Source organism: Mesorhizobium sp. M7A.F.Ca.US.011.01.1.1 (assembly GCF_003998295.1).
Taxonomy (GTDB): domain Bacteria; phylum Pseudomonadota; class Alphaproteobacteria; order Rhizobiales; family Rhizobiaceae; genus Mesorhizobium.
Genome location: NZ_RZRT01000007.1, coordinates 59880 through 85991, shown reverse-complemented (window position 1 = coordinate 85991; position 26112 = coordinate 59880). Strand labels below are relative to the sequence as shown.

At 61.9% G+C, this 26112-nt stretch carries 19 protein-coding genes and 1 tRNA gene; 13 read left to right on the top strand and 7 right to left on the bottom strand.

The genetic code is table 11. From position 1 onward, the window contains the following. Positions 1-5: 5 nt before the first annotated feature. A complete protein-coding gene (locus tag EOA13_RS11210) occupies positions 6-1553 on the bottom strand; it encodes a helicase HerA-like C-terminal domain-containing protein (protein ID WP_127292492.1) in 1548 nt (515 codons plus the stop codon). Between the two features lie 309 nt (positions 1554-1862). Here EOA13_RS11210 and EOA13_RS11205 point away from each other — a divergent pair, with 309 nt between their 5' ends. The 4 genes from EOA13_RS11205 to EOA13_RS11190 all read left to right on the top strand — a co-directional run bounded on the left by EOA13_RS11205 (position 1863) and on the right by EOA13_RS11190 (position 6103). Further along, positions 1863-3305 (top strand): methylmalonyl-CoA mutase subunit beta, encoded by a 1443-nt coding sequence (locus EOA13_RS11205; protein ID WP_127292490.1) that lies wholly within the window; start codon positions 1863-1865, stop codon positions 3303-3305. Continuing rightward, a complete protein-coding gene (gene scpA / locus EOA13_RS11200; protein WP_127292488.1) occupies positions 3302-5419 on the top strand; it encodes a methylmalonyl-CoA mutase in 2118 nt (705 codons plus the stop codon). Before EOA13_RS11205 ends, scpA begins: the two co-directional genes overlap by 4 nt. 70 nt (positions 5420-5489) lie before the next feature. Further along, positions 5490-5720 (top strand): AbrB/MazE/SpoVT family DNA-binding domain-containing protein, encoded by a 231-nt coding sequence (locus EOA13_RS11195; RefSeq protein WP_127292485.1) that lies wholly within the window; start codon positions 5490-5492, stop codon positions 5718-5720. Next, on the top strand, positions 5717-6103 hold the full coding sequence (locus EOA13_RS11190) for a type II toxin-antitoxin system death-on-curing family toxin (protein WP_127292483.1): 387 nt from the start codon (positions 5717-5719) through the stop codon (positions 6101-6103). Before EOA13_RS11195 ends, EOA13_RS11190 begins: the two co-directional genes overlap by 4 nt. Here EOA13_RS11190 and greA read toward each other — a convergent pair. After that, positions 6100-6573: a transcription elongation factor GreA gene (gene greA, locus EOA13_RS11185; RefSeq protein ID WP_127292480.1), complete on the bottom strand. Its 474-nt coding sequence runs from the start codon at positions 6571-6573 to the stop codon at positions 6100-6102. The genes EOA13_RS11190 and greA overlap by 4 nt on opposite strands. A gap of 120 nt (positions 6574-6693) precedes the next feature. On the opposite strand from greA, the gene EOA13_RS11180 reads away from it, so the two are divergent. Further along, complete coding sequence (locus EOA13_RS11180) at positions 6694-8070, top strand: TIGR03808 family TAT-translocated repetitive protein (RefSeq protein ID WP_127292477.1); 1377 nt, start codon at positions 6694-6696, stop codon at positions 8068-8070. On the opposite strand, the gene EOA13_RS11175 is transcribed toward EOA13_RS11180, so the two are convergent. Both EOA13_RS11175 and EOA13_RS11170 read right to left on the bottom strand, forming a co-directional pair. Next, on the bottom strand, positions 8063-9067 hold the full coding sequence (locus tag EOA13_RS11175) for an asparaginase (protein WP_127292474.1): 1005 nt from the start codon (positions 9065-9067) through the stop codon (positions 8063-8065). The two genes, EOA13_RS11180 and EOA13_RS11175, sit on opposite strands and share 8 nt — an antisense overlap. Before the next feature lie 25 nt (positions 9068-9092). Next, the gene (locus EOA13_RS11170) at positions 9093-10259 is read right to left on the bottom strand and encodes an acetyl-CoA acetyltransferase (protein WP_127292472.1); all 1167 of its coding nucleotides are present in this window, start codon (positions 10257-10259) and stop codon (positions 9093-9095) included. Positions 10260-10459: 200 nt separating this feature from the next. Here EOA13_RS11170 and betI point away from each other — a divergent pair, with 200 nt between their 5' ends. Genes betI through betB form a run of 5 tightly spaced genes read left to right on the top strand, consistent with a single transcriptional unit; the run spans position 10460 to position 16731 of the window. Then, positions 10460-11050, top strand: a complete 591-nt coding sequence (gene betI, locus EOA13_RS11165) for a transcriptional regulator BetI (RefSeq protein ID WP_127292469.1) — start codon at positions 10460-10462, stop codon at positions 11048-11050. Next, positions 11047-12576: a choline-sulfatase gene (gene betC, locus EOA13_RS11160; protein WP_164780054.1), complete on the top strand. Its 1530-nt coding sequence runs from the start codon at positions 11047-11049 to the stop codon at positions 12574-12576. The genes betI and betC overlap by 4 nt, the downstream gene beginning before the upstream one ends. After that, positions 12576-13577, top strand: coding sequence for a threonine/serine dehydratase (locus EOA13_RS11155; protein WP_127292466.1), 1002 nt, complete (start codon positions 12576-12578; stop codon positions 13575-13577). The genes betC and EOA13_RS11155 overlap by 1 nt, the downstream gene beginning before the upstream one ends. Continuing rightward, positions 13570-15222 carry a choline dehydrogenase gene (betA, locus tag EOA13_RS11150; RefSeq protein ID WP_127292463.1) on the top strand — a complete coding sequence of 551 codons (1653 nt, stop codon included), beginning with the start codon at positions 13570-13572 and terminating at the stop codon, positions 15220-15222. The genes EOA13_RS11155 and betA overlap by 8 nt, the downstream gene beginning before the upstream one ends. A gap of 45 nt (positions 15223-15267) precedes the next feature. After that, a complete protein-coding gene (gene betB, locus EOA13_RS11145; RefSeq protein ID WP_127292460.1) occupies positions 15268-16731 on the top strand; it encodes a betaine-aldehyde dehydrogenase in 1464 nt (487 codons plus the stop codon). Positions 16732-16754: 23 nt separating this feature from the next. Here the strand turns inward: betB and EOA13_RS11140 are convergent, their stop codons facing one another. Together EOA13_RS11140 and EOA13_RS11135 are read right to left on the bottom strand one after the other, a co-directional pair. Continuing rightward, the gene (locus EOA13_RS11140) at positions 16755-18992 is read right to left on the bottom strand and encodes a mannose-1-phosphate guanylyltransferase/mannose-6-phosphate isomerase (RefSeq protein ID WP_127292458.1); all 2238 of its coding nucleotides are present in this window, start codon (positions 18990-18992) and stop codon (positions 16755-16757) included. A gap of 11 nt (positions 18993-19003) precedes the next feature. Beyond that, entirely contained in the window at positions 19004-20524 is a 1521-nt protein-coding gene (locus EOA13_RS11135; protein ID WP_127292456.1) for a phosphomannomutase/phosphoglucomutase, read from the bottom strand. 200 nt (positions 20525-20724) lie between these two features. Here EOA13_RS11135 and EOA13_RS11130 point away from each other — a divergent pair. Beyond that, positions 20725-20801: transfer RNA gene (locus EOA13_RS11130), tRNA-Pro, on the top strand. Positions 20802-21009: 208 nt separating this feature from the next. On the opposite strand, the gene EOA13_RS11125 is transcribed toward EOA13_RS11130, so the two are convergent. Further along, positions 21010-21636, bottom strand: a complete 627-nt coding sequence (locus EOA13_RS11125) for a hypothetical protein (RefSeq protein WP_127292453.1) — start codon at positions 21634-21636, stop codon at positions 21010-21012. A gap of 508 nt (positions 21637-22144) precedes the next feature. Here EOA13_RS11125 and EOA13_RS11120 point away from each other — a divergent pair. Together EOA13_RS11120 and EOA13_RS11115 are read left to right on the top strand one after the other, a co-directional pair. Beyond that, positions 22145-22336, top strand: coding sequence for a hypothetical protein (locus EOA13_RS11120; RefSeq protein ID WP_127292450.1), 192 nt, complete (start codon positions 22145-22147; stop codon positions 22334-22336). Positions 22337-22650: 314 nt separating this feature from the next. Beyond that, complete coding sequence (locus EOA13_RS11115) at positions 22651-26067, top strand: TM0106 family RecB-like putative nuclease (RefSeq protein WP_127292448.1); 3417 nt, start codon at positions 22651-22653, stop codon at positions 26065-26067. Positions 26068-26112: the final 45 nt, after the last annotated feature.

The window sequence follows — 26112 nt, the reverse complement described above, 5'->3', positions numbered from 1 at the left end:
GAAGCTCATCGTCCCCTCGACAGACTCCCCAATATCCCGCGCACGATTGCCCTTCCGACCGACGAGCCAACTGAGCGCACCACCGACTTGATCGCCGCCTCGGCCACGGTCTGGCGGTTGGACGGGCGCGGTGCAGATGTGCGCCTGCCACCGGATTGCCGCGCGGGATCGTCATTGCCGAAGCCCGGAATGGTCCAGCGCGAGCCGCCGCTGCCGGCCTGCTGGGCCTGCTCTTCGGCATCCTGCGCGTCCTTGGCCTTTTTCTGCAGCATTTCGAAAGCCGATTCGCGATCGACGGCCTGATCGTACTGGCCGGCGACCGGGCTTTCCTGGATCAGCTTTTGCCGCTCAGCGGCGGTTATGGGTCCAAGCCGCGAGGATGGCGGGCGGATAAGCGTCCGCTGCACCATGGACGGAACACCCTTGGCCTCCAGCGTCGAGACCAGCGCTTCGCCTGTGGCAAGCTGAGTAATGGCGGTCATGCAGTCAAAATCGGGATTTGGCCGGAACGTCTCGGCTGCCGTCCGGACTGCCTGCTGCTCACGCGGCGTATAGGCGCGCAGCGCGTGCTGGACGCGATTGCCGAGCTGGGCCAGAACCTTTTCAGGGATATCCAAAGGGTTCTGCGTGACGAAATAGACGCCGACGCCTTTCGAGCGGATCAGTCGGACCACTTGTTCGACGCGATCGATCAGCACCTTGGGTGCTTCGTCGAACAGAAGATGCGCCTCGTCGAAAAAGAACACCAGCTTCGGCTTGTCGGGGTCGCCGACTTCCGGCAGCACCTCGAACAGTTCCGACATCAGCCATAGCAGGAAGGTCGCGTAGAGCCGCGGATTCATCATCAGCTTGTCGGCGGCAAGCACGCTGATGGCGCCGCGTCCGTCACGGGTGGTGCGCATGATATCGGCGATACGCAGTGCCGGTTCGCCGAAGAAATTTGCGGCCCCCTGCTGCTCCAGGACCAGCAGCGTGCGCTGGATCGCCCCGACCGATGGCTTCGTCACGTTGCCGTAGCGTGAGCCGATCTCGTCGGCACGCTCGGCGATGTTGGCGAGCAGCGCCTGCAGGTCCTTCATGTCGAGCAGCAGCAGACCTTCCTCGTCAGCCAGGCGGAAGGCGATGTTCATGATGCCTTCCTGCGCCTCGGTCAGGTTCATCAGACGCGACAGCAACAACGGCCCCATTTCCGAAACCGTGGCGCGGATCGGATGACCCTGCTCGCCGAACAAGTCCCAGAAGATAACGGGGAATTCCTGGAAGTCATAAGGATCGAGCTTGACCTGTTCGGCCCGCTTGACGAGGAAATCCTGTGCCGTGCCCATCATCGCGATGCCCGACAGATCCCCCTTGATGTCGGCGCAGAACACCGGCACGCCGGCGTTGGAAAATCCTTCGGCCAGGATCTGCAAGGTGACTGTCTTGCCGGTACCGGTGGCGCCCGTCACCAGGCCATGACGATTCCCATATTGCAGCAACAGCTGCTCGGCACGCTGATAGCTGTCGTCGGGCTTGCGGCTGGCGCCGATGAAAATACTGGTGTCGTCAGCCATGTGTCCGGTCTCCGCAAACTGATGTGTTTAAGCCAGTGGCCTTGCCGCAGGTATAGTGGGGCCGTTGCACAGCGACAATGCCATTCGTCCAAATCGGGGCCATTCGTCCAAATCGGCCCCATTCGTTCAAATCGGGTTTTTGGAGCTTGCGGATTTTGCCGCTGTTTGGCAATCGTCGTCCACGCGGACCGACCTATATCTGATGGATCGAATCCGGTCTCTGAAAGCGCATTGCATTGCGATATCGGACCGGGGACCGTAGACTGAACCACTCCCGGCTGGTGCGGCCGCATGAAACGAGGAGGACGGATGGGCGCCGGAGCCTTGATCCAGGACGTGGAACCCAAGAACGCCGAGCGTCAGCGATGGCTCGCCTTGGCGGAAAAGGCATTGGCAGGCGCTTCCTTCGAGGAAAGGCTGGTCTCGCACAGCGACGACAACATCCGTATCGAACCGCTCTACGACCGCAGCACTGCGGCGGAACCGATTGTGCGCGCAAACCCGAAATCGCCATGGATCGTCAGCCAGCGAGTCGACGATCCCGACACCAACCGCGCCAGAAGCCAAGCGCTGGAGGATGTGGCGCAAGGTGCCACGGGATTGTCGCTGGTCTTCGAGGGGGCGCCGAACGCGTTCGGCTACGGCTTGCCGAGAACGGCGGAGGCGTTGGAGGCGGTGCTGGACGGCATACCGCTCAACCGCGTCCAGGTCCGCATCGACGCCCATCCCTGGAGCCGCGCCGTGGCCGACTGGCTGGTCGCTTTCCTGAGCAAGCGGCGGTCGGACCCGGCAAAACTCAACCTCTCCTTCGGCATCGATCCAGCGGCGATCTTCGCGGGAACCGGTCGGCTGCGCATGTCGATCGAGGCGCTGCAGGCCTCCATGCCGCAGTCGCTGGCGCATTTCTTCGCGATGGGCGTTCCGGGCGTGCTGCTGGAAGCTGACGGGCGCGTGTTCCACAATGCCGGCGCTACGGAAGCGCAGGAACTTGGCATCATGCTGGCCTCGGCTGTCTCCTATCTCAGAATGTTCGAGACGGCGCGGCAGCCGCTTGTCTATGCCGCACCTCATATCGGTTTTGCACTCAGCGTCGACCAGGACCAGTTGCTGTCGATAGCCAAGATGCGGGCGCTGCGCAGGCTCTGGGCGCGGCTGCAGGAGGCTTGTTCGATCCCGACATCCACGGCCAGTATCCATGCCGAGACGTCGTTTCGCATGATGACGGCGATGGACTCGGAGACCAACATCCTGCGCACCACCATTGCATGCTTTGCCGCGGCGTGCGGCGGCGCCGATTCGATCTCCATCCTGCCGCACACGATCGCGCATGGTCTGCCGGCGGGTTTTGCCCGTCGTGTTGCCCGCAACACGCAGCTGATCATGGCCAATGAAAGCCATATCGATCATGTCACCGATCCCGCCTATGGTTCCGGCGCTGTGGAGGCGCTGACCGCGGAATTGTGCGAACTGGCCTGGGCGGAGTTGCAGACGATCGAAGCCGAGGGCGGTGTCTTGTCCAGCCTTCAGGACGGACATGTCCAGAAGCGCGTCCACGCGGCGGCGGCGCGGCGCAATGCAGCCTACCGCACAGGTGAACGGGCCATCATCGGCACCACGCTCTATCCATCGAAAGACGAACGCCCGGTCGAGACGCTGACGGCGGACAGGCGGCCCGCTTTCACAGAAGGCGTTGCCGTCTGCGAACCCCTGTTTCCTGCCCGCATCGACCAGTCGATCGGAGCCGCCTCTTGATCCCGGATTTCGGCCAGATCGGCTGGGTCCCGCCACGCCGCGCACCCGTCGAGGTCAAAGGCCAGCGTACGACGCCCGAAGGCCTCATCGCCAAGCATCTGTACAATCAAAGCGACCTCAAGGGGTTGCCGCATCTCGACACCTATCCGGGGCTGCCGCCCTTCGTGCGCGGCCCCTACCCGACCATGTATGTCCAGCAGCCCTGGACGATCCGGCAATATGCCGGCTTCTCGACGGCCGAAGATTCCAACGCCTTTTACCGGCGCAATCTTGCCGCCGGCCAGAAGGGGCTGTCGGTCGCCTTCGATCTTGCCACGCATCGCGGCTATGACAGCGATCATCCGCGCGTCGCCGGTGACGTCGGAATGGCTGGCGTCGCCATCGATTCCATCCTCGACATGCGGCAACTGTTCGACGGCATTCCGCTGGGCGAGATGACGGTGTCGATGACGATGAACGGCGCGGTGCTGCCGATCATGGCGCTCTACATCGTCGCGGCGGAAGAACAGGGCGTTGCGCAGAAGGATCTTGCCGGCACCATCCAGAACGACATTTTGAAGGAGTTCATGGTCCGCAACACCTACATCTATCCGCCGAAACCTTCGATGCGGATCGTGTCGGACATCTTCTCATACACATCGAAGAACATGCCGAAGTTCAATTCGATATCGATCTCCGGCTATCACATGCAGGAGGCCGGCGCGACGGCCGACCTTGAGCTCGCCTACACGATCGCCGATGGCATCGAGTATGCCCGCGCCGGCGTCGCGGCGGGCCTCGGCATCGACCGCTTTGCGCCTCGCCTGTCCTTCTTCTGGGCCATCGGCATGAATTTCTTCATGGAGGTCGCCAAGCTGCGGGCCGCGCGCCTGTTGTGGGCGACCCTGATGCAGAAGAATTTTTCGCCCAAGGACGAGCGCTCGCTGTCGCTGCGCACCCATTGCCAGACTTCTGGCTGGTCGCTGACGGCGCAGGACCCCTACAACAACATCATCCGCACCATGATCGAGGCAATGGCTGCAACGCAGGGCCACACCCAGTCGCTGCACACCAATTCCTTCGACGAGGCGATGGCGCTGCCGACCGACCATTCGGCGCGGATCGCCCGCAACACCCAGCTCATCCTGCAAAAGGAATCCGGCACCACGCGCATCATCGACCCGTGGGGCGGTTCGGCCTATCTCGAACGGCTGACGCATGATCTGGCGGCGCGCGCCCTTGCCCATATCGAGGAGGTCGAGGCGCTCGGCGGTATGGCGGCGGCGACCGAACAGGGCATTCCCAAGCTGCGCATAGAGGAAGCCGCCGCGCGCACGCAGGCGCGCATCGATTCCGGCGAGCAGATGCTGGTCGGCGTCAACGCCCATCGGCCCGAGACCGACATCGAGGTCGATGTGCTGAAGATCGACAATGCCGAAGTCAGGGCGCGGCAATTGTCGAAGCTGCAACGGCTGAAGGGCACGCGCGACGTCGCCGCCGTCGAAAGCGCGCTCGATGCGCTGACCCGTGCCGCGCAAGGCAATGAAAACCTGCTGGAATTCGCCATCCGAGCCGCGCGCGCCAATGCCACGGTCGGCGAGATTTCATTCGCGTTGGAAAGGGCGTTTGGGCGCCACGTCGCTGCGGTGCAGACCATTTCCGGGGTCTATCGCAAGGCGCTTGGCGATCATCCCGTGGTCGAGGGTCTGCAGGACAAGCTTGACGCCTTCGAGAAGAAGACCGGCGGCAAGCCGCGCATCCTGGTCGCCAAGATGGGTCAGGACGGCCACGACCGTGGCCAGAAGGTCATCGCCACGGCCTTCGCTGATCTCGGCTTCGACGTCACCGTCGGCGCGATGTTCCAGACACCCGATGAGATCGCCAGGCTGGCGGTCGCACAGGACGTCCACATCGTCGGCGCCTCGTCGCTGGCGGCGGGACATCTGACGCTGATCCCCGAACTGCGCGATGCGCTGAAAAAGCTCGGCCGCGGCGACATGCTGATCGTCGCCGGCGGCGTCATCCCGCCGCAAGACTATGACGCGGTGCGGCAGGCCGGTGCGGCAGAGATCTTTCCCCCGGGCACGGTCATACCGGAAGCAGCGGATCGCCTGCTGGACCGGCTGCTGGCCTAGACTTGTTATAATATCTGTTGCAACTTCTCGCCGGTCGAGTTATAACCTGCGTTGCAACAGGATATCTGTCATGAACACGACCATTCGCAAGATCGGCAATTCCGAGGGTGTGATCCTGCCCAAGGAGTTGCTCGATCGTCTGAACATGAAGGCAGGCGACAGCATCGTCATCGTTCAGGAAGGTGAAGAGCTTCGTTTGCGTCGCACCGAAGACAGCGCCGAGGAATTCGAGCGTAAGATGAAGACCGCACGCGAGCGGATGAAAAAGTACGAGGTTGCCTACCGTGCGCTCGCGAAATGACCGAGCATCATTTGAGGGAGTTCGTGGAGTCGCTTCACGCTGAGCAGTTGCGCCTGCACGGCGGGGCGGCAGGCATACGTGATGAAGGCATGCTGGAGTCGGCGCTCTCCCGTCCACAGCAGCGAGAGATTTATGGCGATCCGGATCTTTGCGAACTGGCGGCGGCATACCTGTTCGACATCGCCAAAAATCATCCGTTCGTTGACGGCAACAAACGTACTGCCTTTGCAGCGGCCGATCTGTTTCTTTATTTCAACGGATTGAGCGTCGAGGCCGACCAGCAGGACGTCATTCAACTGGTCTTGATGGTCGCTGCTGGCGAGATCGATGAAACTGGAGCCGCGGCTTTCTTCCGCGACCATGTCGTCAAGCTCGAGGATTAGCTCTCGGACAGCTTGACGATTTCCCATTCCTTGCCGTTGACGCTGGCCAAGTCGCCGACCTTCTTGCCGAACAGGGCCATGGCCATCGGCGAAACATGCGAAATGCTACCCTTGGCCGGATCGGCTTCGTCCTCGCCGACAATCTTCCAATGCACCTTCCTGCCGTCATCGCTCTCGATCGTGACGCCCATGCCGAAGCGTATCAGGTCGCTGCCCGGCTCCGGTACGGAGAGTTCGGCGCTTTCACGCCGGGCGGTCCAATAGCGCAGGTCGCGCGACACGACCGCAATGCGCTCGCGGTCGGCTTTGCGTTCGGCCTTCGCCAGTATGTCGCGCAGATCGGCAAGATTCTCGTCGATCATCGCCAGGCCGCGTTCCGTCACCAGATTGCGATGGTGGCTGACTGGCCGTTCACCGACACCGGCAATGGCATTTTCGCTGTCTTCCTCGCGGGTGAAAGCTCTGCTCATTTCCTGAACTTAGGCCCGCAGAGGCTGCTCGACAAGCCATTGTCGCGCGCTCGGCAGGAGAGACAGAACGGCTGGCACGATTCCTGCGACGCCAAGGCTGAACGCTGGGATTCTGTGCCGATGTTGAACAGACGAACGCTGCTGACCGGAACCGCCGGCTTCGCCGTCATGGGCCTTGCGCTCGGCAAGGCGGCCACTGCCAGTCTGACCGGCATCGAGAAAGCCTCGATGCGCGGCTCGATCAATGCCACCGACCTCGGCGTGCAGCCCGGCACATCAGACGATCAGAGCAAGGCCTTCGCCAAACTGCTGCGTGACGCAAACAGCCGCGACATGCCGATATTCCTGCCGCCCGGCACCTATGTCGTCTCCAATCTCTCGCTGCCCGGCCGCGTGCGTCTTTCCGGGGTGCCGGGCGCGACGCGCATCGTTTACGGCGGTGACGGCCACCTGTTCATGGCCGAACAGGCCGACCATATCGAACTTAGCGGTCTGGTCTTCGATGGTTCGAACCGCACGATGGGCGATTACACGCAGGGGCTGCTCGATCTGCGCCGTATCGCGCACCTCGCCATCGACAATTGCCAGATCACCGGCAGCGGCAAGAACGGGCTGGCGCTGGAACACGCGATCGGCCGGGTCGAGCGCAGCGAGATATCGGGCGCCGCCGATGCCGGCATTTACTCGGTCGAGGCTGGCGGGCTGTCTATCACGGGCAACACCGTCTCCGATTGCGCCAATGGCGGCATCCTCGTGCACCGCTGGCAGGCGGCGGAAGACGGCACCATGGTCACCGGCAACCGCGTCCAACGGATCCAGGCACGCGGCGGCGGAACCGGGCAGAACGGCAACGGCATCAATGCCTTTCGCGCCGGCAATGTCGTCATCTCGGGCAACATCGTCTCGGACTGCGCCTTCTCGGCGATCCGGGCCAACAGCGCCAGCAACCTGCAGATATCGGGCAACACCTGCTCGCGCTCGGGCGAAACGGCGGTCTATTCCGAATTCTCGTTCGAAGGCGCCATCATCAGCAACAACATCGTCGACGGTGCCGCCAACGGCATCTCGATCGTCAATTTCAACGAAGGCGGCCGCATGGGCGTCTGCTCGGGCAACATTGTGCGCAATCTGTCGACCAGCGGCCCCTACCCTGCCGACTCGCCGGGCTTTGGCGTCGGCATCGGTGTCGAGGCCGACACCACCGTTTCCAACAATGTCATCGAGAACGCGCCGCTCTATGGCTTGCAGATCGGCTGGGGCCCGTATCTGCGCAATGTCGTGGCCACCGGCAACATTATCCGCAAGGCTGGAACCGGGATCGTCGTATCCGTGGTCGAGGGCGCCGGTACGGCCGTCATTTCAGACAATGTCATCGACGGCGCGCTGAACGGAGCGGTTGTCGGCCAGCGCTGGGCGGAACCGGTGACAGGCGATCTCGCCTCCTCAAACGATAGCGGCTATGCGCATCTGACCGTCGAGCGCAATCACGTCAGTTGAGGGCCGCTGTCGGCCTCAGCGCCCCGACCTTGGCACCGTTGCGGTTTTTGATGGGCGTGTTTGCCAATTCGCTCAGCTTGAACGCCAAGGCCTCGTCGGCGCGCAACAGTTTGGCAAGGACGGTGGCAACCATGGCTTCGCCGGCGCGGCCGGCGCCATCATCGCATTTGAGCGCGATGCCGAGGCCAAGTTCCGGAATTGCGGCACAGTGGACGCCTTCGGCGCCGCCTTTCGTGAAAATCCGCCCTGGTGCGGCCTGCATCAGCGCGACATCTTCGCGGCCGGTACCGGCAACGAAGAAAGGCTCGGCCATGCAGGCGGCCAGCAGCCGCCTCGCGGCCTTGGCTCGCTCGGGACCAAAACCATTGGTCGTGGCCATGCGGGCAAAGCCGAGCGCGAAGCTCCTGAGCGGCACCGCATAGGTCGGGATTGAGCAGCCATCGGTGGCTCGCTCATCAACGCCGTGGACAGCACCCGTCACCGACTGCATGGCGTCGCGCACCATTTCCTGCAAGCCGTGCCCCGGCTTGACATAGCCGCGATGCGCAATGCCGGCGTGGACGCAGGTGCAGAGGAAGCCGGAGTGCTTGCCGGAACAATTGTTGTGCAATGCGTTCGGCGAGCCGCCGGCGCGGGCGAGCGCAATCTCGGCGTCATGATTGGACGGCCAATGCGTGCCGCATTCGAGCGCTGATCCGTCCAGCCCGGCCTTGGCCAGCATGGATCGCGCAAGGTCGACATGGGCCGGCTCGCCCGAGTGGGACGCGCAGGCGAGCGCCAGTTCGCGGTTGCCGAAGCCATAGGCATCCGCCGCCCCGCTTTCGACCAATGGCAGTGCCTGGATCGCCTTGACGGCGGAGCGCGGAAACACCGGCTTGGCCGTGTCGCCGATCTCCCAGACAGGCTTGCCGTCGCCATCGAAGACCGCGACTGAGCCGCGATGCGCGCTCTCGACGATCGCGCCGCGCAACACTTCGATCAGAACCGGATTTGTCATGAACCCTCCCGTAAATGCGGGCGGTTTATCTGATCCGGTCGAGAATGGAAACGTAGTTGGCCACCGCCGCACCGCCCATGTTGAAGATGCCGCCAAGTTTTGCGCCCGGCACCTGGATGCCGCCAGCCTCGCCGACAAGCTGCATGGCGGTCAAGACATGCATGGACACGCCCGTGGCGCCGATCGGATGGCCCTTGGCCTTCAGCCCGCCGGATGGATTGACCGGCAGGCGACCATCCCTGGCCGTTGTGCCGTCCAGCGCCAGCTTGGCCCCCTCTCCCGGCTTGGCAAGGCCCATCGCCTCATATTCGATCAGTTCGGCAATGGTGAAGCAGTCATGCGTTTCGACGAAGGAGAGATCGTCGAGCGTCACGCCGGCGTTCTTGAGCGCCCGGGTCCAAGCCTGCTCGCAGCCTTCGAAGGTCAGGATGTCGCGCTTCGACATCGGCAGGAAATCCTGCACATGCTCGTTGGCGCGGAAGGCAACGGCACGACGCATCTTAAGCGCCGTGGCGGTGTCGGCGAGAATGAGGGCGGCGGCGCCGTCGGAGACCAGCGAGCAGTCGGTGCGCTTCAGAGGACCGGCGACGAAGGGGTTCTTCTCGCTCTCCTGGCGGCAGAACTCATAGCCGAAATCCTTGCGCATCTGCGCATAGGGATTGTCGACGCCGTTCTTGTGGTTCTTGGCGGCAATCATGGCCAGCGCATCCGACTGGTCGCCGTAGCGCTGAAAATAGGCCTGCGCGATCTTGCCGAAGACGCCAGCGAAACCCGCCGGTGTCTCGCCGTCCTCGGGCAGATAGGACGCCTTGAGCAGGTTTTTGCCGATCTCCGGCCCCGGCGTCGTCGTCATCTGCTCCGCGCCGACCACCAGCACGATGCGAGCGGCATTCGCGTCGATGGCACGAATGCCCTGGCGGACCGCCGCCGATCCGGTGGCGCAAGCGTTCTCGACGCGCGTCGCCGGCTTGAAGCGCAGCCGGTCATCGGCCTGCAGCACCAGGCTGGCGGTAAAATCCTGCGCCGAAAAGCCGGCATTGAAGTGGCCGAGCACGATCTCGTCGACCTCGTCGGGACCGATGCCGGCATGGTCGAGTGCGTCCGTAGCGACCTTGACGATGAGGTTTTCGAGCGTTTCGCCCTCGAGCTTGCCGAAGCGCGAATGCGCCCAGCCAACGATGCATGCGGTCATGGCGGTCTCCATCCTTGGCGCCAGCCTAGCATGTGGGCCACGGCGCATTTCGCCTCTATTGTTCAAATATAAACAATCCTGCTCGCCTCGTGAAGGGCTGGAACCAGACAATCGCTTGGTACAGGCGACGCCAGTGCTGATTTTTAAGTTGATTGACCCGTCAATAAAAAATAATCCTACTCGAAAGGGATCATTGCAAGATGCCGAAAATCGGAATGGAACCGCTGCGCCGCAAGGCGCTTATCGACGCGACGATCTCGGCGATCGGCGAGCGCGGCTCGCTCGACGTGACCATGTCCGAAATCGCCGGGCGCGCCGGCGTTTCATCGGCTCTTGCCCATCACTATTTCGGCGCCAAGGACGAGCTGCTGCTGGCGACGATGCGCCACATCCTGGCCGAGCTTACCGCCGACACGTTGCGCGCCCTTGGTTCGGCCAACACCGCGCGCGAGCGCGTCTCGGCGGTGGTCGCCGTCAACTTCTCCGACATCCAGTTCCAGCCGGAAACCATCGCCGCCTGGCTCGCCTTCTATGTCGAGGCGCAGAAATCATCGGCGTTGCGCCGGCTGCTCAGGGTCTATGCGCGGCGGCTGCATTCGAACCTGATGAGTGGGCTGACCGGCATCTTGCCCAGAGCCGAAGCCGACCGCGCCGCCGAAGCGACAGCGGCAATGATCGACGGGCTCTACATCAGGCGGGCGCTGAAGGACGGCGTGCCCGATGCCGCGACCGCGATCGCGCTGGTCGAGGACTATCTCGAAACAAAACTCGGCGAGCGGTACAAAAAGTGACAATTAAGCGACCCAATTTCCTCATCGTCATGGTCGACCAGCTCAACGGAACCCTGTTTCCGGACGGCCCGGCGGAGTTTCTGCACACACCGCACCTGAAGGCGCTGGCCGCCCGATCGGCGCGCTTTGCCAACAACTACACCGCCTCGCCGCTCTGCGCCCCGGGCCGTGCCTCGTTCATGAGCGGGCAGTTGCCGTCGCGCACCGGCGTCTATGACAATGCCGCCGAATTCGCCTCATCGATCCCCACCTTCGCCCACCATCTGCGCGCCGCCGGCTACTACACCTGCCTGTCGGGCAAGATGCATTTCGTCGGACCGGATCAGATGCACGGTTTCGAGGAGCGACTGACGACCGACATTTATCCTGCCGATTTCGGCTGGACGCCGGATTACCGCAAGCCGGGCGAGCGTATCGACTGGTGGTATCACAATCTGGGTTCGGTGACCGGCGCTGGCGTCGCCGAGATCACCAACCAGATGGAGTATGACGACGAGGTCGTGTTCCTGGCCACGCAGAAGCTCTATCAGCTTTCGCGCGAACAGGATGATGCGAACCATCGGCCCTGGTGCCTCACCGTATCGCTGTCGCACCCGCACGATCCCTATGTCGCGCGCAAGCAATATTGGGATCTCTATGAGTATTGCCAGGCGCTGGATCCGGAAACCGGGTTCATCGCGCATGACGAGCAGGATGCGCATTCGCAGCGGCTGTACCACGCCAGCGACTATCCTTCTTTCGAGATCACGCCGGAACAGGTGCGTCGTTCGCGGCAGGGCTATTTCGCCAACATCTCCTATGTCGACGACAAGCTGGGCGAGATCCTGGATGTTCTCGAGCGCACCCGCATGGCCGACGACACAATCATCCTGTTCTGCTCGGACCACGGCGACATGCTCGGCGAGCGCGGCCTGTGGTTCAAGATGAGCTTCTTCGAGGGCTCGGCGCGGGTGCCGCTGATGATTGCGGGCAAGGGTGTGCCGGCCGGGCTGATCGAAACGCCGGTTTCCAATCTCGACGTGGCGCCGACGCTTTGCGACCTCGCCGGCATCGACATCGCCGCGATCGCGCCGTGGACCGACGGCCAGTCGCTGCTGCCGCTCACCAAGGGTATTGAGCGCACCGCGCCGGTGCTGATGGAATATGCCGCCGAAGGCTCAAACGCGCCTTTGGTGGCGATCCGCGACGGCAGATACAAATTCGTCCATTGCGAACTCGATCAGCCGCAACTGTTCGATCTCGAAGCCGATCCGCTCGAACGAGACAATCTGGCCGAGGACCCGGCCAATGTGGCCTTGGTGGCGGCATTCATGGACAAGGTCCAGGCGCGTTGGGACATGGCCGGCTTCGACGCCGCCGTGCGTGAAAGCCAGGCGCGTCGCTGGATCGTCTATCCGGCGCTGCGCAACGGCGCCTACTATCCCTGGGATTTCCAGCCGCTGCAAAAGGCGTCCGAGCGTTACATGCGCAATCACATGAACCTCGACAATCTCGAAGAGAGCAAAAGGTATCCGCGAGGCGAATGATGTCAGACCTTCTCGTCCCCTCCCTCGACCATCTCAAGCAGGCCTATGCCGTCACATCCAGGGCGACGCAGATCACGCCGCTGCTGGAATCGACAGCACTGGCCAGGGAGACGGGGGCGGCCCGCGTCTTCATCAAGCCGGAATCGCTGCAATGGGCCGGCTCGTTCAAGGTGCGCGGTGCCTATTGGCGGCTGAAGCAGCTTTCAGCTGACGAAGCGAAGAAGGGCGTCGTCGCCTACTCCTCCGGCAATTTCGCGCAAGGGCTGGCGGCCGCCGGCCAGGCGCTTGGTATTCCGGTCACCATCGTCATGCCGATCGACGCACCGGCCGCCAAGCGCGACGCCACGGCAGGCTATGGCGCTCGTGTCGTGCTGACCGACCACGGCGAGCGCGCGCGCGAGGAAGTCGCGGCCGCCAAGGCACGCGAGATCGCCGAGACCGAAGGCTTGGCCCTGCTGCATCCATTTGACGATCCGGAGATCGTCGCCGGCCAGGCGGGCGCCGGCCTCGAAGCGCTTGACCAACTCGAAGCCAAAGGTGCCAGCGCTGATCTTTTGTTCTGCTCGGTCGGCGGCGGCGGACTGATCGGCGGCGTTTCGCTTGCCTTCCACTATCTGTCGCCCGCCACTGAGATCATCGGCGTCGAGCCGGAAGGTTTCAACGGCATGGGCTCGTCACTGGCGCATGGCGCCATCGAAACGATGCCAATCGGGCCGAAATCGATCTGTGACGGGCTGATGTCGCGACGGCCAGGCGACGCGCCGTTTGCCGCGGTCAAGACCGCAGGTGTTCGCGGCATCACCGTCGACGACGCGTCTGTCCGCCGGGCGATGCGGATCGCCTTCGAGCGCATGAAGCTGGTGCTCGAACCGTCCGGCGCCGCCTCGCTGGCGGCACTGCTCGGCGGCGAGGTGGATGTGGCGGGCAAAACCGTCCTGGTTGTGGCTACTGGCGGCAATGTCTCGCTCGCCGACTTTATGGCGCATATGAACCATGCTTGAAGCGGATTTCGTCATCATCGGCTCCGGCTCGGCCGGCTCGGCCATGGCCTACCGCCTGTCCGAGGACGGCAAGCATTCGGTCATCGTCATCGAATTCGGCGGCAGCGATATCGGGCCGCTGATCCAGATGCCGTCGGCGCTGTCGATCCCGCTCAACATGAGCCTCTACGACTGGGGTTTTGCCAGCGAGCCGGAACCGCATCTCGGCGGCCGCGTGCTGGCGACGCCGCGCGGCAAGGTCATCGGCGGCTCGTCCTCGATCAACGGCATGGTCTATGTGCGCGGCCACGCCCGCGACTTCGACCATTGGGCCGAAGAGGGTGCGGCCGGCTGGGGCTTCGCCGACGTGCTCCCTTATTTCAAGCGCATGGAGGACTCGGACGGCGGCGAGGATGGCTGGCGCGGTCACGGCGGGCCGCTGCATGTGCAGCGCGGCTCCCGTAAAAATCCGCTCTACGGCGCCTTCGTCGAGGCCGGTCGCCAAGCCGGGTTCGAACTGACCGACGATTACAACGGCGCCAAGCAGGAAGGCTTTGGGCCGATGGAGCAGACCATAAGCGGCGGCCGCCGCTGGTCGGCGGCATCCGCCTATCTGAAGCCAGCTCTCAAACGCAAGAACGTTAGCCTGCTCAAGGGTTTCGCCCGCCGGGTGATCATCGAGAATCAACGCGCCGTCGGTGTCGAGATCGAAGCTAACAAACAGATTCAGGTCGTTAAGGCGCGACGTGAGGTGATCGTTGCCGCATCATCGATCAACTCGCCCAAGATCCTGATGCTGTCCGGCATCGGCCCGGCCGAGCATTTGCGCGAAAACGGCATTGCCGTGGTGGCCGACAGGCCCGGCGTCGGCCGCAACCTGCAGGACCATATGGAGCTCTACATCCAGCAGGAATCATTGCTGCCGATCACGCTCAATTCGGTGCTGAATCCGTTCTCGAAAGCGCTCATCGGGGCGCAGTGGCTGTTCCTCAAGACCGGGCTTGGCGCCACCAACCACTTTGAGGCGGCGGCCTTCGTGCGCTCACGTGCAGGCGTCGACTACCCCGACATCCAGTACCATTTCATCCCTGCCGCTGTCCGCTATGACGGCAAGGCCGCGGCCAAGTCGCACGGTTTCCAGGCGCATGTCGGGCCGATGCGCTCGAAGTCGCGCGGCTCGGTGACGCTGCGCTCGCCGGACCCGAAATCGAAGCCGGTGATCCACTTCAACTACATGTCGCATCCTGACGACTGGGCGGAGTTCCGCCACTGCATAAGGCTGACGCGCGAGATCTTCGGCCAGTCGGCGTTCGATCGCTATCGGGGCAACGAAATCTCGCCGGGCAGCCACGTGCAGTCGGACGACGATCTCGACATCTTCATCAGGGATCACGCAGAGAGCGCCTACCATCCTTGCGGCACCTGCAAGATGGGCCGCGCCGACGACATGATGAGTGTCGTCGATCCGGAGTGCCGGGTCATCGGCGTCGAAGGATTGCGGGTCGCCGATTCCTCGATCTTCCCGCGCGTCACCAACGGCAATCTCAATGCACCCTCGATCATGACCGGCGAAAAGGCTTCCGACCACATCCTTGGCCGCACGCCGCTGGCGCCGTCCAACCAGGAACCATGGATCAATCCGCGCTGGCAGGTCGCGGATCGATAGGGCATTGTCGAACGGACTTGGTAGCGAATACATCTGGAGAAAACCATGCGCGCCCAGCCCACGGCATCGCACTATGTCAATGGACGCTACATCGAGGACGAAGGCGGCGCGCCGCTGCCGGTCATCTATCCGGCAACCGGTGAGACCATCGCCATGCTACGTTCGGCGACGCCGAACGTGCTGGAACTCGCCGTCGAGGCAGCGCGGGCGGCGCAGCCCGCTTGGGCGCGGCTGAAACCGGTCGAGCGCGGGCGCATCCTGCGCCGCGCCGCCGACATATTGCGCGCCCGAAATGCCGACCTCGCCCGCATCGAGACGTTGGACACCGGCAAGGCGATCCAGGAAACGCTGGTGGCGGACGCGCCTTCCGCCGCGGACTGCCTTGAATATTTCGGCGGCGCCGCCGCCGCCTACAATGGCGAGTCGGTCGATCTCGGCGGGCCCTTCGCCTACACAAGGCGCGAAGCGCTCGGCGTCTGTGTCGGCATCGGCGCCTGGAACTACCCGATCCAGATCGCCGGCTGGAAATCGGCACCGGCGCTCGCCATGGGCAATGCCATGGTATTCAAGCCGTCGGAAAACACGCCGCTGTCGGCGCTGGCGCTGGCCGAGATATACAGCGAGGCCGGGCTGCCCGACGGCCTGTTCAATGTCGTGCAGGGCTATGGCGATGTCGGCGCCGGGCTTGTCGGCCACGATGTCGTCGCCAAGGTCTCGGTGACCGGCTCGGTGCCGACCGGCCGCAAGGTGCTGTCGCTGGCCGGCTCAAAAATGAAGCACGCGACGATGGAGCTCGGCGGCAAGTCGCCGCTGATCGTGTTCGACGATGCCGACATCGAGAACGCCATTGGCGGCGCCATGCTCGGCAATTTCTATTCGACCGGCCAGATCTGTTCCAACGGCACGCGGGTCTTCGTGCAGAGCGGCATCCACGGCCGCTTTGTCGATCGCCTGATAGAGCGGACCAAAAAAATCCGCATCGGCGATCCGCTCGATCCCGAAACCCAGATGGGGCCGCTGGTCTCCAAGGCGCAGCACGACAAGGTGGTCGGCTATATCGAAATCGGCAAGCTGGACGGCGCAACGCTTGCCTGCGGCGGCAACGTGCCGTCGCTGCAGGGTTTCCAAGGCGGATTCTTTGTCGAGCCGACGGTGTTCACCGGCGTCACCGACACAATGCGCATCGCCCGCGAAGAGATTTTCGGGCCTGTCATGAGCGTGCTGAAGTTCGACGATGAGGACGAGGTGATCGACCGCGCCAACGACACCGAATTCGGCCTTGCCGCCGGCGTCTTCACGCGCGACCTGCCGCGCGCCCACCGCGTCATCGCCGAGTTGCAGGCTGGCACTTGCTGGATCAACGCCTACAATCTGACGCCGGTGGAAATCCCGTTCGGCGGCTTCAAGCAGTCAGGCATCGGACGTGAGAATTCACTGGCGGCACTGGCACTCTATTCGCAGCTGAAGTCGGTGTATGTCGAGACTGGGGATGTAGCGAGCCCGTATTGAGAGGCCGGCCTCTCAATACGGGCTCATCCCTTCTCCACCGTCCCATCAAGATACTGCGTCAGCGCGCAGACCAGATGATAGAAGATGCTGGCAGGAACGTCCGATGCCAGCGAGCGGCCGCGCTCGTCGATGCGATCGATCCACAGGCCGAGCGGCGCCGGGTCGATGTGCCAGCGGAACAGCCGGCCGACGCGCGCTTCGATTTCCGGCTTGAGATCGGGGCCGCCAGAGCCATCCAGCGCGATCGCCGCCTTCACGGCTTCGGCCTGCGGCCAACTGCGGGATATCAGGTCGAGCGGCAGGCCTTGCCTGGAGACGGCGCCATAGGCAAGCCCGGTGGCGCGGTTGAGGCCATTGGCAGTGGCCGACGCGTAAAGTTTTCGGGCAAAGCCGCTCAACTCGGCCTGGCCGCTACGCCCGGCGAAATCTACCAGCAAAGAGGCCCATTCGAAATGGTGGCCGGGCTCGGTCCATGAGCCTTTCTCGCCGGTGGAGGGTTTCCATTCGGCATCGAAATACTCGCCAAGCGTCCAGCTTTCCGGATCGAAGAAATGACTGCGGAAGAGGTCGATGATACGCGCCGCGCGCCGCAGATGGGCGCGCTCGCCGGTCGCCTGGTGCCAGGCGAGAAAGGCCTCGAGCAGGTGCATATGCGGGTTGGAGCGGCGCTCGCCTTTGCCGTCCGACGTCTCAAGAAAGCCGGTCATACGGCTGTCTTCGAGATGCGCATCGAGAAAGGCGAAGGTTTCCTCGCCGAGGCGCAAGGCGTCGGGATTGCCAGACATGTGCGCATGCGCGAGCGCCAGGAGCACGCAGGAATGATCGTAGGCATCCTCGGTGGCGTCGGCGACCGAGCCGTCGACGTTCAGCGTGCGAACCCAGCCGCCTTTGTCGGTGCGGCCCTTGCCGGCCATGAAGGCGATGCCGTGGCTGATCAACCGATCGGCCGGACCGTCCCAGCCGCGCGCCCGCGCGACGGCGAAGGCATAGACCTGCCTTGCCATGGTGCGCATGCGCTTGGGCTTCATCAACGGCGAGGCGTCCAGGCCGAGCGCTTCGTGAAAGCCGCCATGGCGTTCGTCGACGCCTGATGTCGACCACAGCGGCAAGGTCTCGTGAAACAGCCAGTGATGCACGCGCCGGCGCCAGGCGCCGCTTTCGATGACGCGGTCATGCGCCGGCGTGAACCTGGTTTCCAGGCGACCCGATTTTTCGAGCTGCTCGACGATCTTCTTGACGTGTTGACTGTGGCTGACCGGGGCAACGAAGGTGGCATCCGATGTCGAAACGATGGCGATGTCCTTCATGCCGATCGCCGACAGCAGGCGGCCGTCACTGCGAATGTAGGAATTCTCGCAATCGATAGCGACGACATCGCCGATGATGACATTGCCCCGGTCGTCGGCGGGGCCGACATCGAGCAGCGACTGCCACGAGCCGAGATCGTTCCAGCGGAAGCCGGCCGGCACCATGGCGATGTCTTTTGTCCGCTCCATGATGGCGTAGTCGATCGAATTCGACGGAATGGCGGCGTAGAGTTCCAGCGGCATGTAAAGGCCGGACAAATCCGATGTCGCTGCCTTGTAGGCTGCTTCGGTGGCCTGCCAGATATCCGGCTGGAACGCTATGAAGGCGTCACGCATGGTGCTGGCGCGAAACAGGAAGATGCCGGTGTTCCAGTAGAAATTTCCGGCCTTGAGATAGCTCTGCGCAGTCGCAAGATCCGGCTTTTCGACGAAGCGCGACACGTCGAAGGTGCCGCCGCTTTCGGCCGCGACCTCAATATAGCCGTAGCCGGTCTCTGGTTGCGTCGGCTTGATGCCGAACACCACCAGCCCGCCCTCGCGTGCAGCCTCCGTACCTGCTTCGACACTCTGCCAGAATTGGCGCGGGGTCGATATCTCATGATCCGACGGCACTACCAGCATCAGGCTGTCGCCGAACTCGGACAATGTGCGCAGCGTCGCCAGTGCGACGGCGGCGGCTGTGTTGCGCCCGGTCGGCTCGAACAGCGGACCGCCGCCGGCGAGGTCGAGGCCGGCAAGATCGGCGTGAACGCGATCAGCATGGCGCTCCGCGGCGATCAGGAAGATCGGCGTTTCGCCTTCCAGCCGGGCCGTCAGCCGACGCAAGGTCTTGGCCAGCATCGAGCCATCGCCGGACAGATCGTGGAACTGCTTGGGGTTGTCCTCGCGCGACAGCGGCCACAGCCGCGAGCCGACGCCACCGCTCATGACAAAACTGACGATCCGCTCGGTCATTCAACTACCATTCAAAAGGTCTGGTTGTAGGCGCCCACCTCGGAGCTGCGGCGCAGCACGGCGTCGACAGCCTCGAACATCTCCCGTCGACGCTGCGACGACACCGGGCTTTCGACCACCACGACCAGTTCCGGTTTGTTCGACGAGGCGCGCACCAGCCCCCAGGTGCCGTCGTCGGCGACGACGCGCACGCCGTTGACGGTGATGAGGTCTGCGATCTTCTGGCCCGCGAAAACCATTCCATCCCGCTTCATGGCCTGAAAGTCGGCAACCACCCGCTCGACAACGCCATACTTCATATCGTCCGCGCAGTGCGGCGACATGGTCGGCGTGCCGAAGGTCAGCGGCAGCGCGCGGTAGAGATCGGCCATCGAACTGCCCGGGCTGCGATCCAGCATCTGGCAGATGGCGATGGCGGTGACCAGCCCGTCGTCATATCCGCGCCCGATCGGCGGATTGAAAAAGAAATGACCCGACTTTTCGAAACCGGCGACAGCACCGAGTTCGGCGACGCGGCGCTTGATGTAGGAATGGCCGGTTTTCCAATAGTCAGTGACGGCGCCATTGGCGCGCAGCATTGCGTCGGTATGGAACAGGCCGGTCGATTTGACGTCGACGACGAAGGTCGAGCTGGGATGCTGGCTGGAAATATCCCTTGCCAGCATCACACCGACCTTGTCGGCAAAAATTTCATTGCCTTCATTGTCGACGACACCGCAGCGGTCGCCATCACCGTCGAAGCCAAGGCCGATGTCGGCGCCTGATGCCAGCACCTTGTCCCGGATGGCATGCAGCATCCGCATGTCCTCGGGATTGGGATTGTAGCGCGGAAATGTATGGTCGAGCTCGACGTCGAGCGCGATGACCTCGCAGCCGATGCGCTGCAACGCTTGCGGCGCGAAGGCGCCGGCGGTGCCATTGCCGCAGGCTGCGACCACTTTCAGTTTTCGGGCGATGCGCTTGTCGCGGGTCAGATCGTCGAGATAGGTCGCGCGAAAGTCACGGATGAAATCGTAGGAGCCGCCGCCGACAAGGTCAAAATCGCCGGACAGCACGATTGCTTTCAGCGCGCTCATCTCTTCCGGGCCGAAAGTCAGCGGCCGCGCCGCACCCATCTTGACGCCGGTCCAGCCATTTTCGTTGTGCGAAGCGGTGACCATGGCGACCGAGGGCGTATCCAAAGCGAACTGAGCGAAATACGCCATCGGCGACAACGCCAGTCCGATGTCCCTCACCCGTGCGCCTGCAGCCATCAAACCGGACACCAGGGCCAGTTTGATCGACAGCGAATAGGAGCGGAAATCATGCCCGGTAATGATATCGGGACCGGCGCCGAGACGGCGGATTAGCGTACCAAGCCCCATGCCGAGCGCCTGGACGCCGATCAGATTGAGTTCCGGTCGTTGCGCGGAGCCGGGATGGCCGAACCACCAGCGCGCATCATATTCGCGAAAGCCGGATGGCTTGATCAGCGCTTCGGTTTCGAATTCGAAACTGTTGGGCCGGGCGTCGCCAACGATGCTGAAGGACAAGACTGGAAACTCCGAATGGCGGAAATTACGAATTGTCGAGGGCTGCGGCTTAGCACACAAGGCTTTAAGCCACGTTTATTCCGGAAGGGAATCCGGGCCTTTCGGGCAATGCTCGACGAAAGCCGACGAAATGCGACAGAAGTGCCGCCGTGCCGCTTGCAGGAACCAAGTGTGGCGGCTATAAGCCCGCGGTCTGGTCACGGAGTGTAGCGCAGCCTGGTAGCGCACCTCGTTCGGGACGAGGGGGTCGCAGGTTCAAATCCTGCCACTCCGACCAGAAAAAACAGACACTTAGGTGCCCGTTTCTCCCGATACCCCACAGATTTCCCCACAGTATGAGACCCATCGTCCCCGCACGTGGAGGGATGTGTGCATGTTGACGTTCTTGCTTGCCGCAGCGCTCGCGTCAGCGTGGCCTGCAGTGCTGATGGCGACACAATAATCCCTAACAACACACATATCGACGCGTCAGCAATCGAAAGATTTCAGTCGGCCTCCGAAAGTCCTTCAGCAGCCAGCGTCACCGCATTTCCAGCAGCCATTTCTTTGGCCGCATCAGCTATTTTTATGGTGATGCCTGCAAGCTCGCGTCGCCTTTGAGCTGCTACTTGGCTACCATTTCGCATTGGATCCGCACACATCTGCCGATAGCCGGCGAGAAGCCTCTTGTACTGGGAATAATTAAGGCGCGCGAACGCTACCGCTGCCGCTTTGTCCTTAGGCAATTCGCCAATACGATTCCAAAGGTCCGCCATGTCAGTCGGCTCGTTCAAGTCGAAGTCATCTGGAGGTGCTTCTCCAAAGACACCGATAGCGTCGCGCACCTGTCTCGTATCCAGAATGATAAGGCGAGCTGTAAAATCAAGCTTGGTGAGTATCTGCCTTCTCCTAAGATCTCGATCTATCATTTGTATCGATCGGTCGAAGCGAACCTTAGCCAATGCGCCGTCGTAGGCAATGAGGGACGCACCAACCACAGCGAACGCTGCTGTCGCAGCTCCGATAGATGATACGATAGCCCGCCAGTCAGGGAGGAAATAAGCAGGTGCGACAAGTGCCATTGCGGCGACAACAAAGCTGGCCCCCAGCCAAAATTCCCAACCTCGGCGCATGTCCCCTCCAAATTACCGACTTTAACATGCCAATACTCGTCTGCCTGAGGGCCGGCCACAAGTTTCATCAGGGATTTTCGATAGCTATCGACAATGGTGGTTCATTCGCGCACAAGGCCGGTGTTAGTGGAGGCCGGATTGATGGACTAAACTTACCGCAGGGATCGCCATGACCGTTAAGGCGGGCCGAGAGGTCGCAGGTTCAAATCCTGCCACTCCGCCAGAAAAAACAAGGCAACCGAACACCGCCTACCCCACAGATATCCCCACGGAAAAGTCTAAAAGGTCATCTGGGCTGTGCGCCAGACGCGTTATTGTCGAACCGCGGCACCTACGGCAAATATCAGACTTTAGAATCGAGGATTGAAGCAATGGCGGATGGTATGCTGTTCCATCTTCCGTACGAAAAGCCCATCGGGAGGAACGGGAAGCGGAAGACCGCCGCCGCAAGCATCTGACGCACAGACGGGAGCTGCACAAAAAACGGCAAGAGCGGGAGGTCAATAGAGTGATCTTCCTGCGCCAACTTGCGGACTATCAAAGAGAAGCCGCTGATCTTCACGTGACCATTGCCAATACCTCCGAGGCTTCGCCACAAGCCAGTCCCGAATACTTTCGCATGATCGGATGGGCGGAACAGCGTCTGGCACAAATGGCAGCTCAAAATCAGTTAGACATCCTGACGTCGAACTTGCGATAACAGAATCTCTTCCCGGAACTGGATGACCTTCACGACCCTGAAGGTGATCCACCGCCGCCAAGTTCTTGGGGTGATTGACTGCTGTAGGCTCTGATAGGGCAGGACCATTTGCAAATGCGTCTTACGCCGATAATTGCCGCGTAGGTCTGGCGTTGAGACGGAGCCTACCGCGGACAAACTAATGTCCGCTTGGAGCCGCGCAGAAGGCTCATAGGTTCTGATTTTTCATGGAGCCAAGCTAATCTCGGTAGTAAAAATCCGATTAGGAGCCATTCATTCCTTTGATTGGGCCGCTATTCTCTCTAAGGTTGGGCATGAAGTGGGCGGAAAACAAAACATATCTCAGCGCGACTGATCTCGTGGGCCATCTGAGCTGCCGCCATCTCACGAGCCTAGACCAAGCCGTTGCGAAGGGGACGCTTGCCAAACCAGCTTCTTACGATCCGTTTCTCGAAATCCTTCGAGAACGAGGCGCGCTTCACGAGCAAGCGTATATCGACCATCTGAAAACTTCGGGTCTCGATGCTGTGCGGATTGAAGGCATCGATATCACGGCGACAACGGCCGCACAGACACTCGATGCCATGCGCGCTGGAACGCCCGTTATCGTCCAAGGAGCTTTATTGAACGGACGGTGGAGCGGCCGAACAGACGTGCTTCTCCGTGTTGAGACACCATCAGCGCTCGGCCCCTGGTCCTATGAGGCAGTCGACACCAAGTTGGCTCGCGAGACAAAGGGAGGCACGGTCCTCCAGCTTTGCCTTTACTCCGATCTCTTGGGCGGCGCTCAAGGCCAGACGCCTGAATTCATGCATGTGGTTCCGCCATGGGCGGATTTTCAACGAGAGCAATATCGCTTCGCTGACTACGGCGCATTCTATCGCCGAGCCAAATCCGGGCTTGAGCTGACAGTCGACTCTGTCGCTGACTCCGACACCTATCCTGACCCCAACAGTCACTGCGATGTTTGCCGCTGGAGCAAGCAATGTGACAAGCGGCGCCGAGCCGACGATCACCTGTGTCTCGTCGCCGGCATTTCCAAAGTGCAGATCAACGAACTCAAGAGCCGCGGCGTAGGTGCCATGGAACCCCTGGCTCATATACCCCTGCCCCTGCAATGGAAGCCCGAGCGCGGCTCGGCCCATTCCTATGAGCGTGTTCGCGACCAAGCGCGGTTGCAAGTTGAGGCGAGAGTCAGCGGAAACCTCTGTTTCGAGCTCCTCCCTGTCGAAGCAGGCTTCGGACTGTCATGCCTTCCGGAACCTTCTGACGGAGATGTCTTCCTTGACCTGGAAGGCGACCCGTTCGTCGGCGAACACGGGCTCGAGTACCTCTTTGGATATCAATTCAAAAATGAGACTGGCGAATGGACCTACGTCGGAGACTGGGCTGTCTCCCGCGACGACGAGAAGCTGGCGTTCGAAGCGTTCGTCGACTTCGTAACGGAGCGTCGAAAGGCATATCCGGAACTGCACGTCTACCACTACGCGCCCTACGAGCCTGGGGCTCTGAAACGGCTGATGGGTCGCTATGCAACGCGCGAAGAAGAATTCGACAACATGCTACGGTCGAAGCTGTTCGTCGATCTTTACGCAGTTGTCCGCAACGGCCTTCGCGCCAGCGTTGAAAGCTATTCGATCAAAAGGCTCGAGCCGTTTTATGGATTCACGCGCGAAACAGCCCTTCAGGATGCAAACATCGCACTGCTGAGTCTCCAATCGAGCTTGGAACTAGGACACCCGGACAAGATTCGCGAACAAGACCGATCGGTGGTCGAGAGCTACAACCGCGACGACTGCGTATCGACGCAGTGTCTTCGGGACTGGCTGGAAATGCTCCGCGCTCAGGCGATTGCTGCCGGTGAAAACATTGCCCGGCCCCAGCCCGGCGACGACGTCGCAAGCGAAAACGTCACGGCATGGCTCGCAAAGATCGGCCCGCTGATTGAGCGACTAACGGCAGGCGTATCGGCCGATCCGGAGGAACGCGACCATGACCAGCAAGCGCGATGGATACTCGCCAACATTCTCGATTGGCATCGGCGCGAGGCAAAGGCGACTTGGTGGGAGTTCTTTCGCCTTCGCGATCTGTCGGCCGAAGAGTTGATGGACGAACGCAGCGGCCTGTCGGGCGTCACCTTCGTCGGCGAGGTCCCTGGGGCCGGAAAGCTGCCGACGCACCGCTATTCATTCATTCCGCAGGAAACAGACATTCGCGTCGAGGACGACCTGCACAACGTCGGCGGCGACAAGATTGGAACCACCGTTGCCGTATCGCAGCAGAACCGTACGATCGACATCAAAAAGACGGGCAAGTCCGTTGGTGTGCATCCCCAGGCGATCTACGGCTCCAAGACTTTCGGCTCTGATGAACAGGCCAATTCCCTCGTGCGGATCGGCGAATACGTGGTGGACCACGGGCTGGCTGGCGATGGGCCATTTTGTGCGGCGCGCGATCTGCTGCTGCGCCTGGCCCCCCGCCTCCGGGGTGAGCCGATCAAGATTGATGGGGAGACAAGCCTGGCCGCAGCGATGCGGGTTGCCACGCTCTTCGATGGCGGCATCTTCCCAATACAAGGCCCTCCCGGCACCGGAAAATCGTTCACTGGCGCGCGGATGGTATGCGCGCTTGTTCGCGACGGTAAGACTGTCGGGATCACCGCCAACAGCCACAAGGTCATCAGGAATCTGGTCGACAAGGTCATTGAAGCGGCCGACGAACTTGGCGTCGACCTGACGTGCATCTTAAAGCCGAAGGAGATGGAATCCAATCAGCATCGCTTGGTTTTCGCAAAGACTAATGCCGACGTGTATGGCGCGTTGAGCGGACCCTGCAAAGTCGCGGGGGGAACAAGCTTTCTCTGGTCACGTGCCGATGCGTTCGCATCGGTCGACGTTCTCGTCGTGGACGAAGCCGCTCAGATGTCCCTGGCAAATGTGCTGGCGGTTTCGCAGGCAGCCCACACGGTCGTGCTGCTTGGCGATCCTCAGCAGCTGGATCAGCCGATGCAGGGAAGTCACCCGGATGGAACCGACGTGTCTGCCCTCAACCATATCCTTCATGGCGATAAAACTATCGATGCTGGCCAGGGCCTCTTTCTCGAAGAGACCTGGCGACTCCATCCGGACCTCTGCGCATTCACTTCGGAACTGTTCTATGAGGGCAAGCTGACGTCGAGACCGGGACTTGAGGGCCAGGTCATCTCCACTGGTCCGATAAGCGGTTCCGGCCTACGGTACCTCCCTATCACCCACCGTGGAAATCAGAATTCCTCACCTGAAGAGGCTGACGCCATTCATCGTCTTGTCGATCACGTGCTGCGGTCGGATACACATTGGATAGATCGGGATGGCAAAGAAGCGGCCATCACCCTCAACGATATCCTGATCATCACGCCCTACAACGCGCAGGTTTTCGAAATCCAGCAGCGCCTGCTCGGCGCCAGAGTCGGTACGGTCGACAAGTTTCAGGGTCAGGAGGCGCCAATCGCGATTTATTCGATGACGACGTCAACTCACGCAGATGCTCCACGGGGGATGGAATTTCTTTACAGTCTAAACCGCTTCAACGTTGCGACTTCGCGTGCCAAATGTTTGTCGATTCTGGTAGCGTCACCGCCTGTGTTCGAAGCGGAATGCAGCACGCCACGCCAGATCCAGCTTGCCAATGCATTCTGCAGATATCTTGAGCTGTGCTCGGAAATCCCGTTGCCAATGACGCATCAGCATTGACCTCATGGTCGCAGCATTCGAGCAGGGCCGCAGCACAAGCTTGCA

Excerpts from the sequence above, each read along its gene's own strand:
- EOA13_RS11210 (WP_127292492.1), bottom strand. The coding sequence starts at position 1,553 with ATGGCTGACGACACCAGTATTTTCATCGGCGCCAGCCGCAAGCCCGAC.
- EOA13_RS11205 (WP_127292490.1), top strand. The coding sequence starts at position 1,863 with ATGGGCGCCGGAGCCTTGATCCAGGACGTGGAACCCAAGAACGCCGAG.
- EOA13_RS11195 (WP_127292485.1), top strand. The coding sequence starts at position 5,490 with ATGAACACGACCATTCGCAAGATCGGCAATTCCGAGGGTGTGATCCTG.
- EOA13_RS11190 (WP_127292483.1), top strand. The coding sequence starts at position 5,717 with ATGACCGAGCATCATTTGAGGGAGTTCGTGGAGTCGCTTCACGCTGAG.
- greA (WP_127292480.1), bottom strand. The coding sequence starts at position 6,573 with ATGAGCAGAGCTTTCACCCGCGAGGAAGACAGCGAAAATGCCATTGCC.
- EOA13_RS11180 (WP_127292477.1), top strand. The coding sequence starts at position 6,694 with ATGTTGAACAGACGAACGCTGCTGACCGGAACCGCCGGCTTCGCCGTC.
- EOA13_RS11175 (WP_127292474.1), bottom strand. The coding sequence starts at position 9,067 with ATGACAAATCCGGTTCTGATCGAAGTGTTGCGCGGCGCGATCGTCGAG.
- EOA13_RS11170 (WP_127292472.1), bottom strand. The coding sequence starts at position 10,259 with ATGACCGCATGCATCGTTGGCTGGGCGCATTCGCGCTTCGGCAAGCTC.
- betI (WP_127292469.1), top strand. The coding sequence starts at position 10,460 with ATGCCGAAAATCGGAATGGAACCGCTGCGCCGCAAGGCGCTTATCGAC.
- EOA13_RS11155 (WP_127292466.1), top strand. The coding sequence starts at position 12,576 with ATGTCAGACCTTCTCGTCCCCTCCCTCGACCATCTCAAGCAGGCCTAT.
- betA (WP_127292463.1), top strand. The coding sequence starts at position 13,570 with ATGCTTGAAGCGGATTTCGTCATCATCGGCTCCGGCTCGGCCGGCTCG.
- betB (WP_127292460.1), top strand. The coding sequence starts at position 15,268 with ATGCGCGCCCAGCCCACGGCATCGCACTATGTCAATGGACGCTACATC.
- EOA13_RS11140 (WP_127292458.1), bottom strand. The coding sequence starts at position 18,992 with ATGACCGAGCGGATCGTCAGTTTTGTCATGAGCGGTGGCGTCGGCTCG.
- EOA13_RS11125 (WP_127292453.1), bottom strand. The coding sequence starts at position 21,636 with ATGCGCCGAGGTTGGGAATTTTGGCTGGGGGCCAGCTTTGTTGTCGCC.
- EOA13_RS11115 (WP_127292448.1), top strand. The coding sequence starts at position 22,651 with ATGAAGTGGGCGGAAAACAAAACATATCTCAGCGCGACTGATCTCGTG.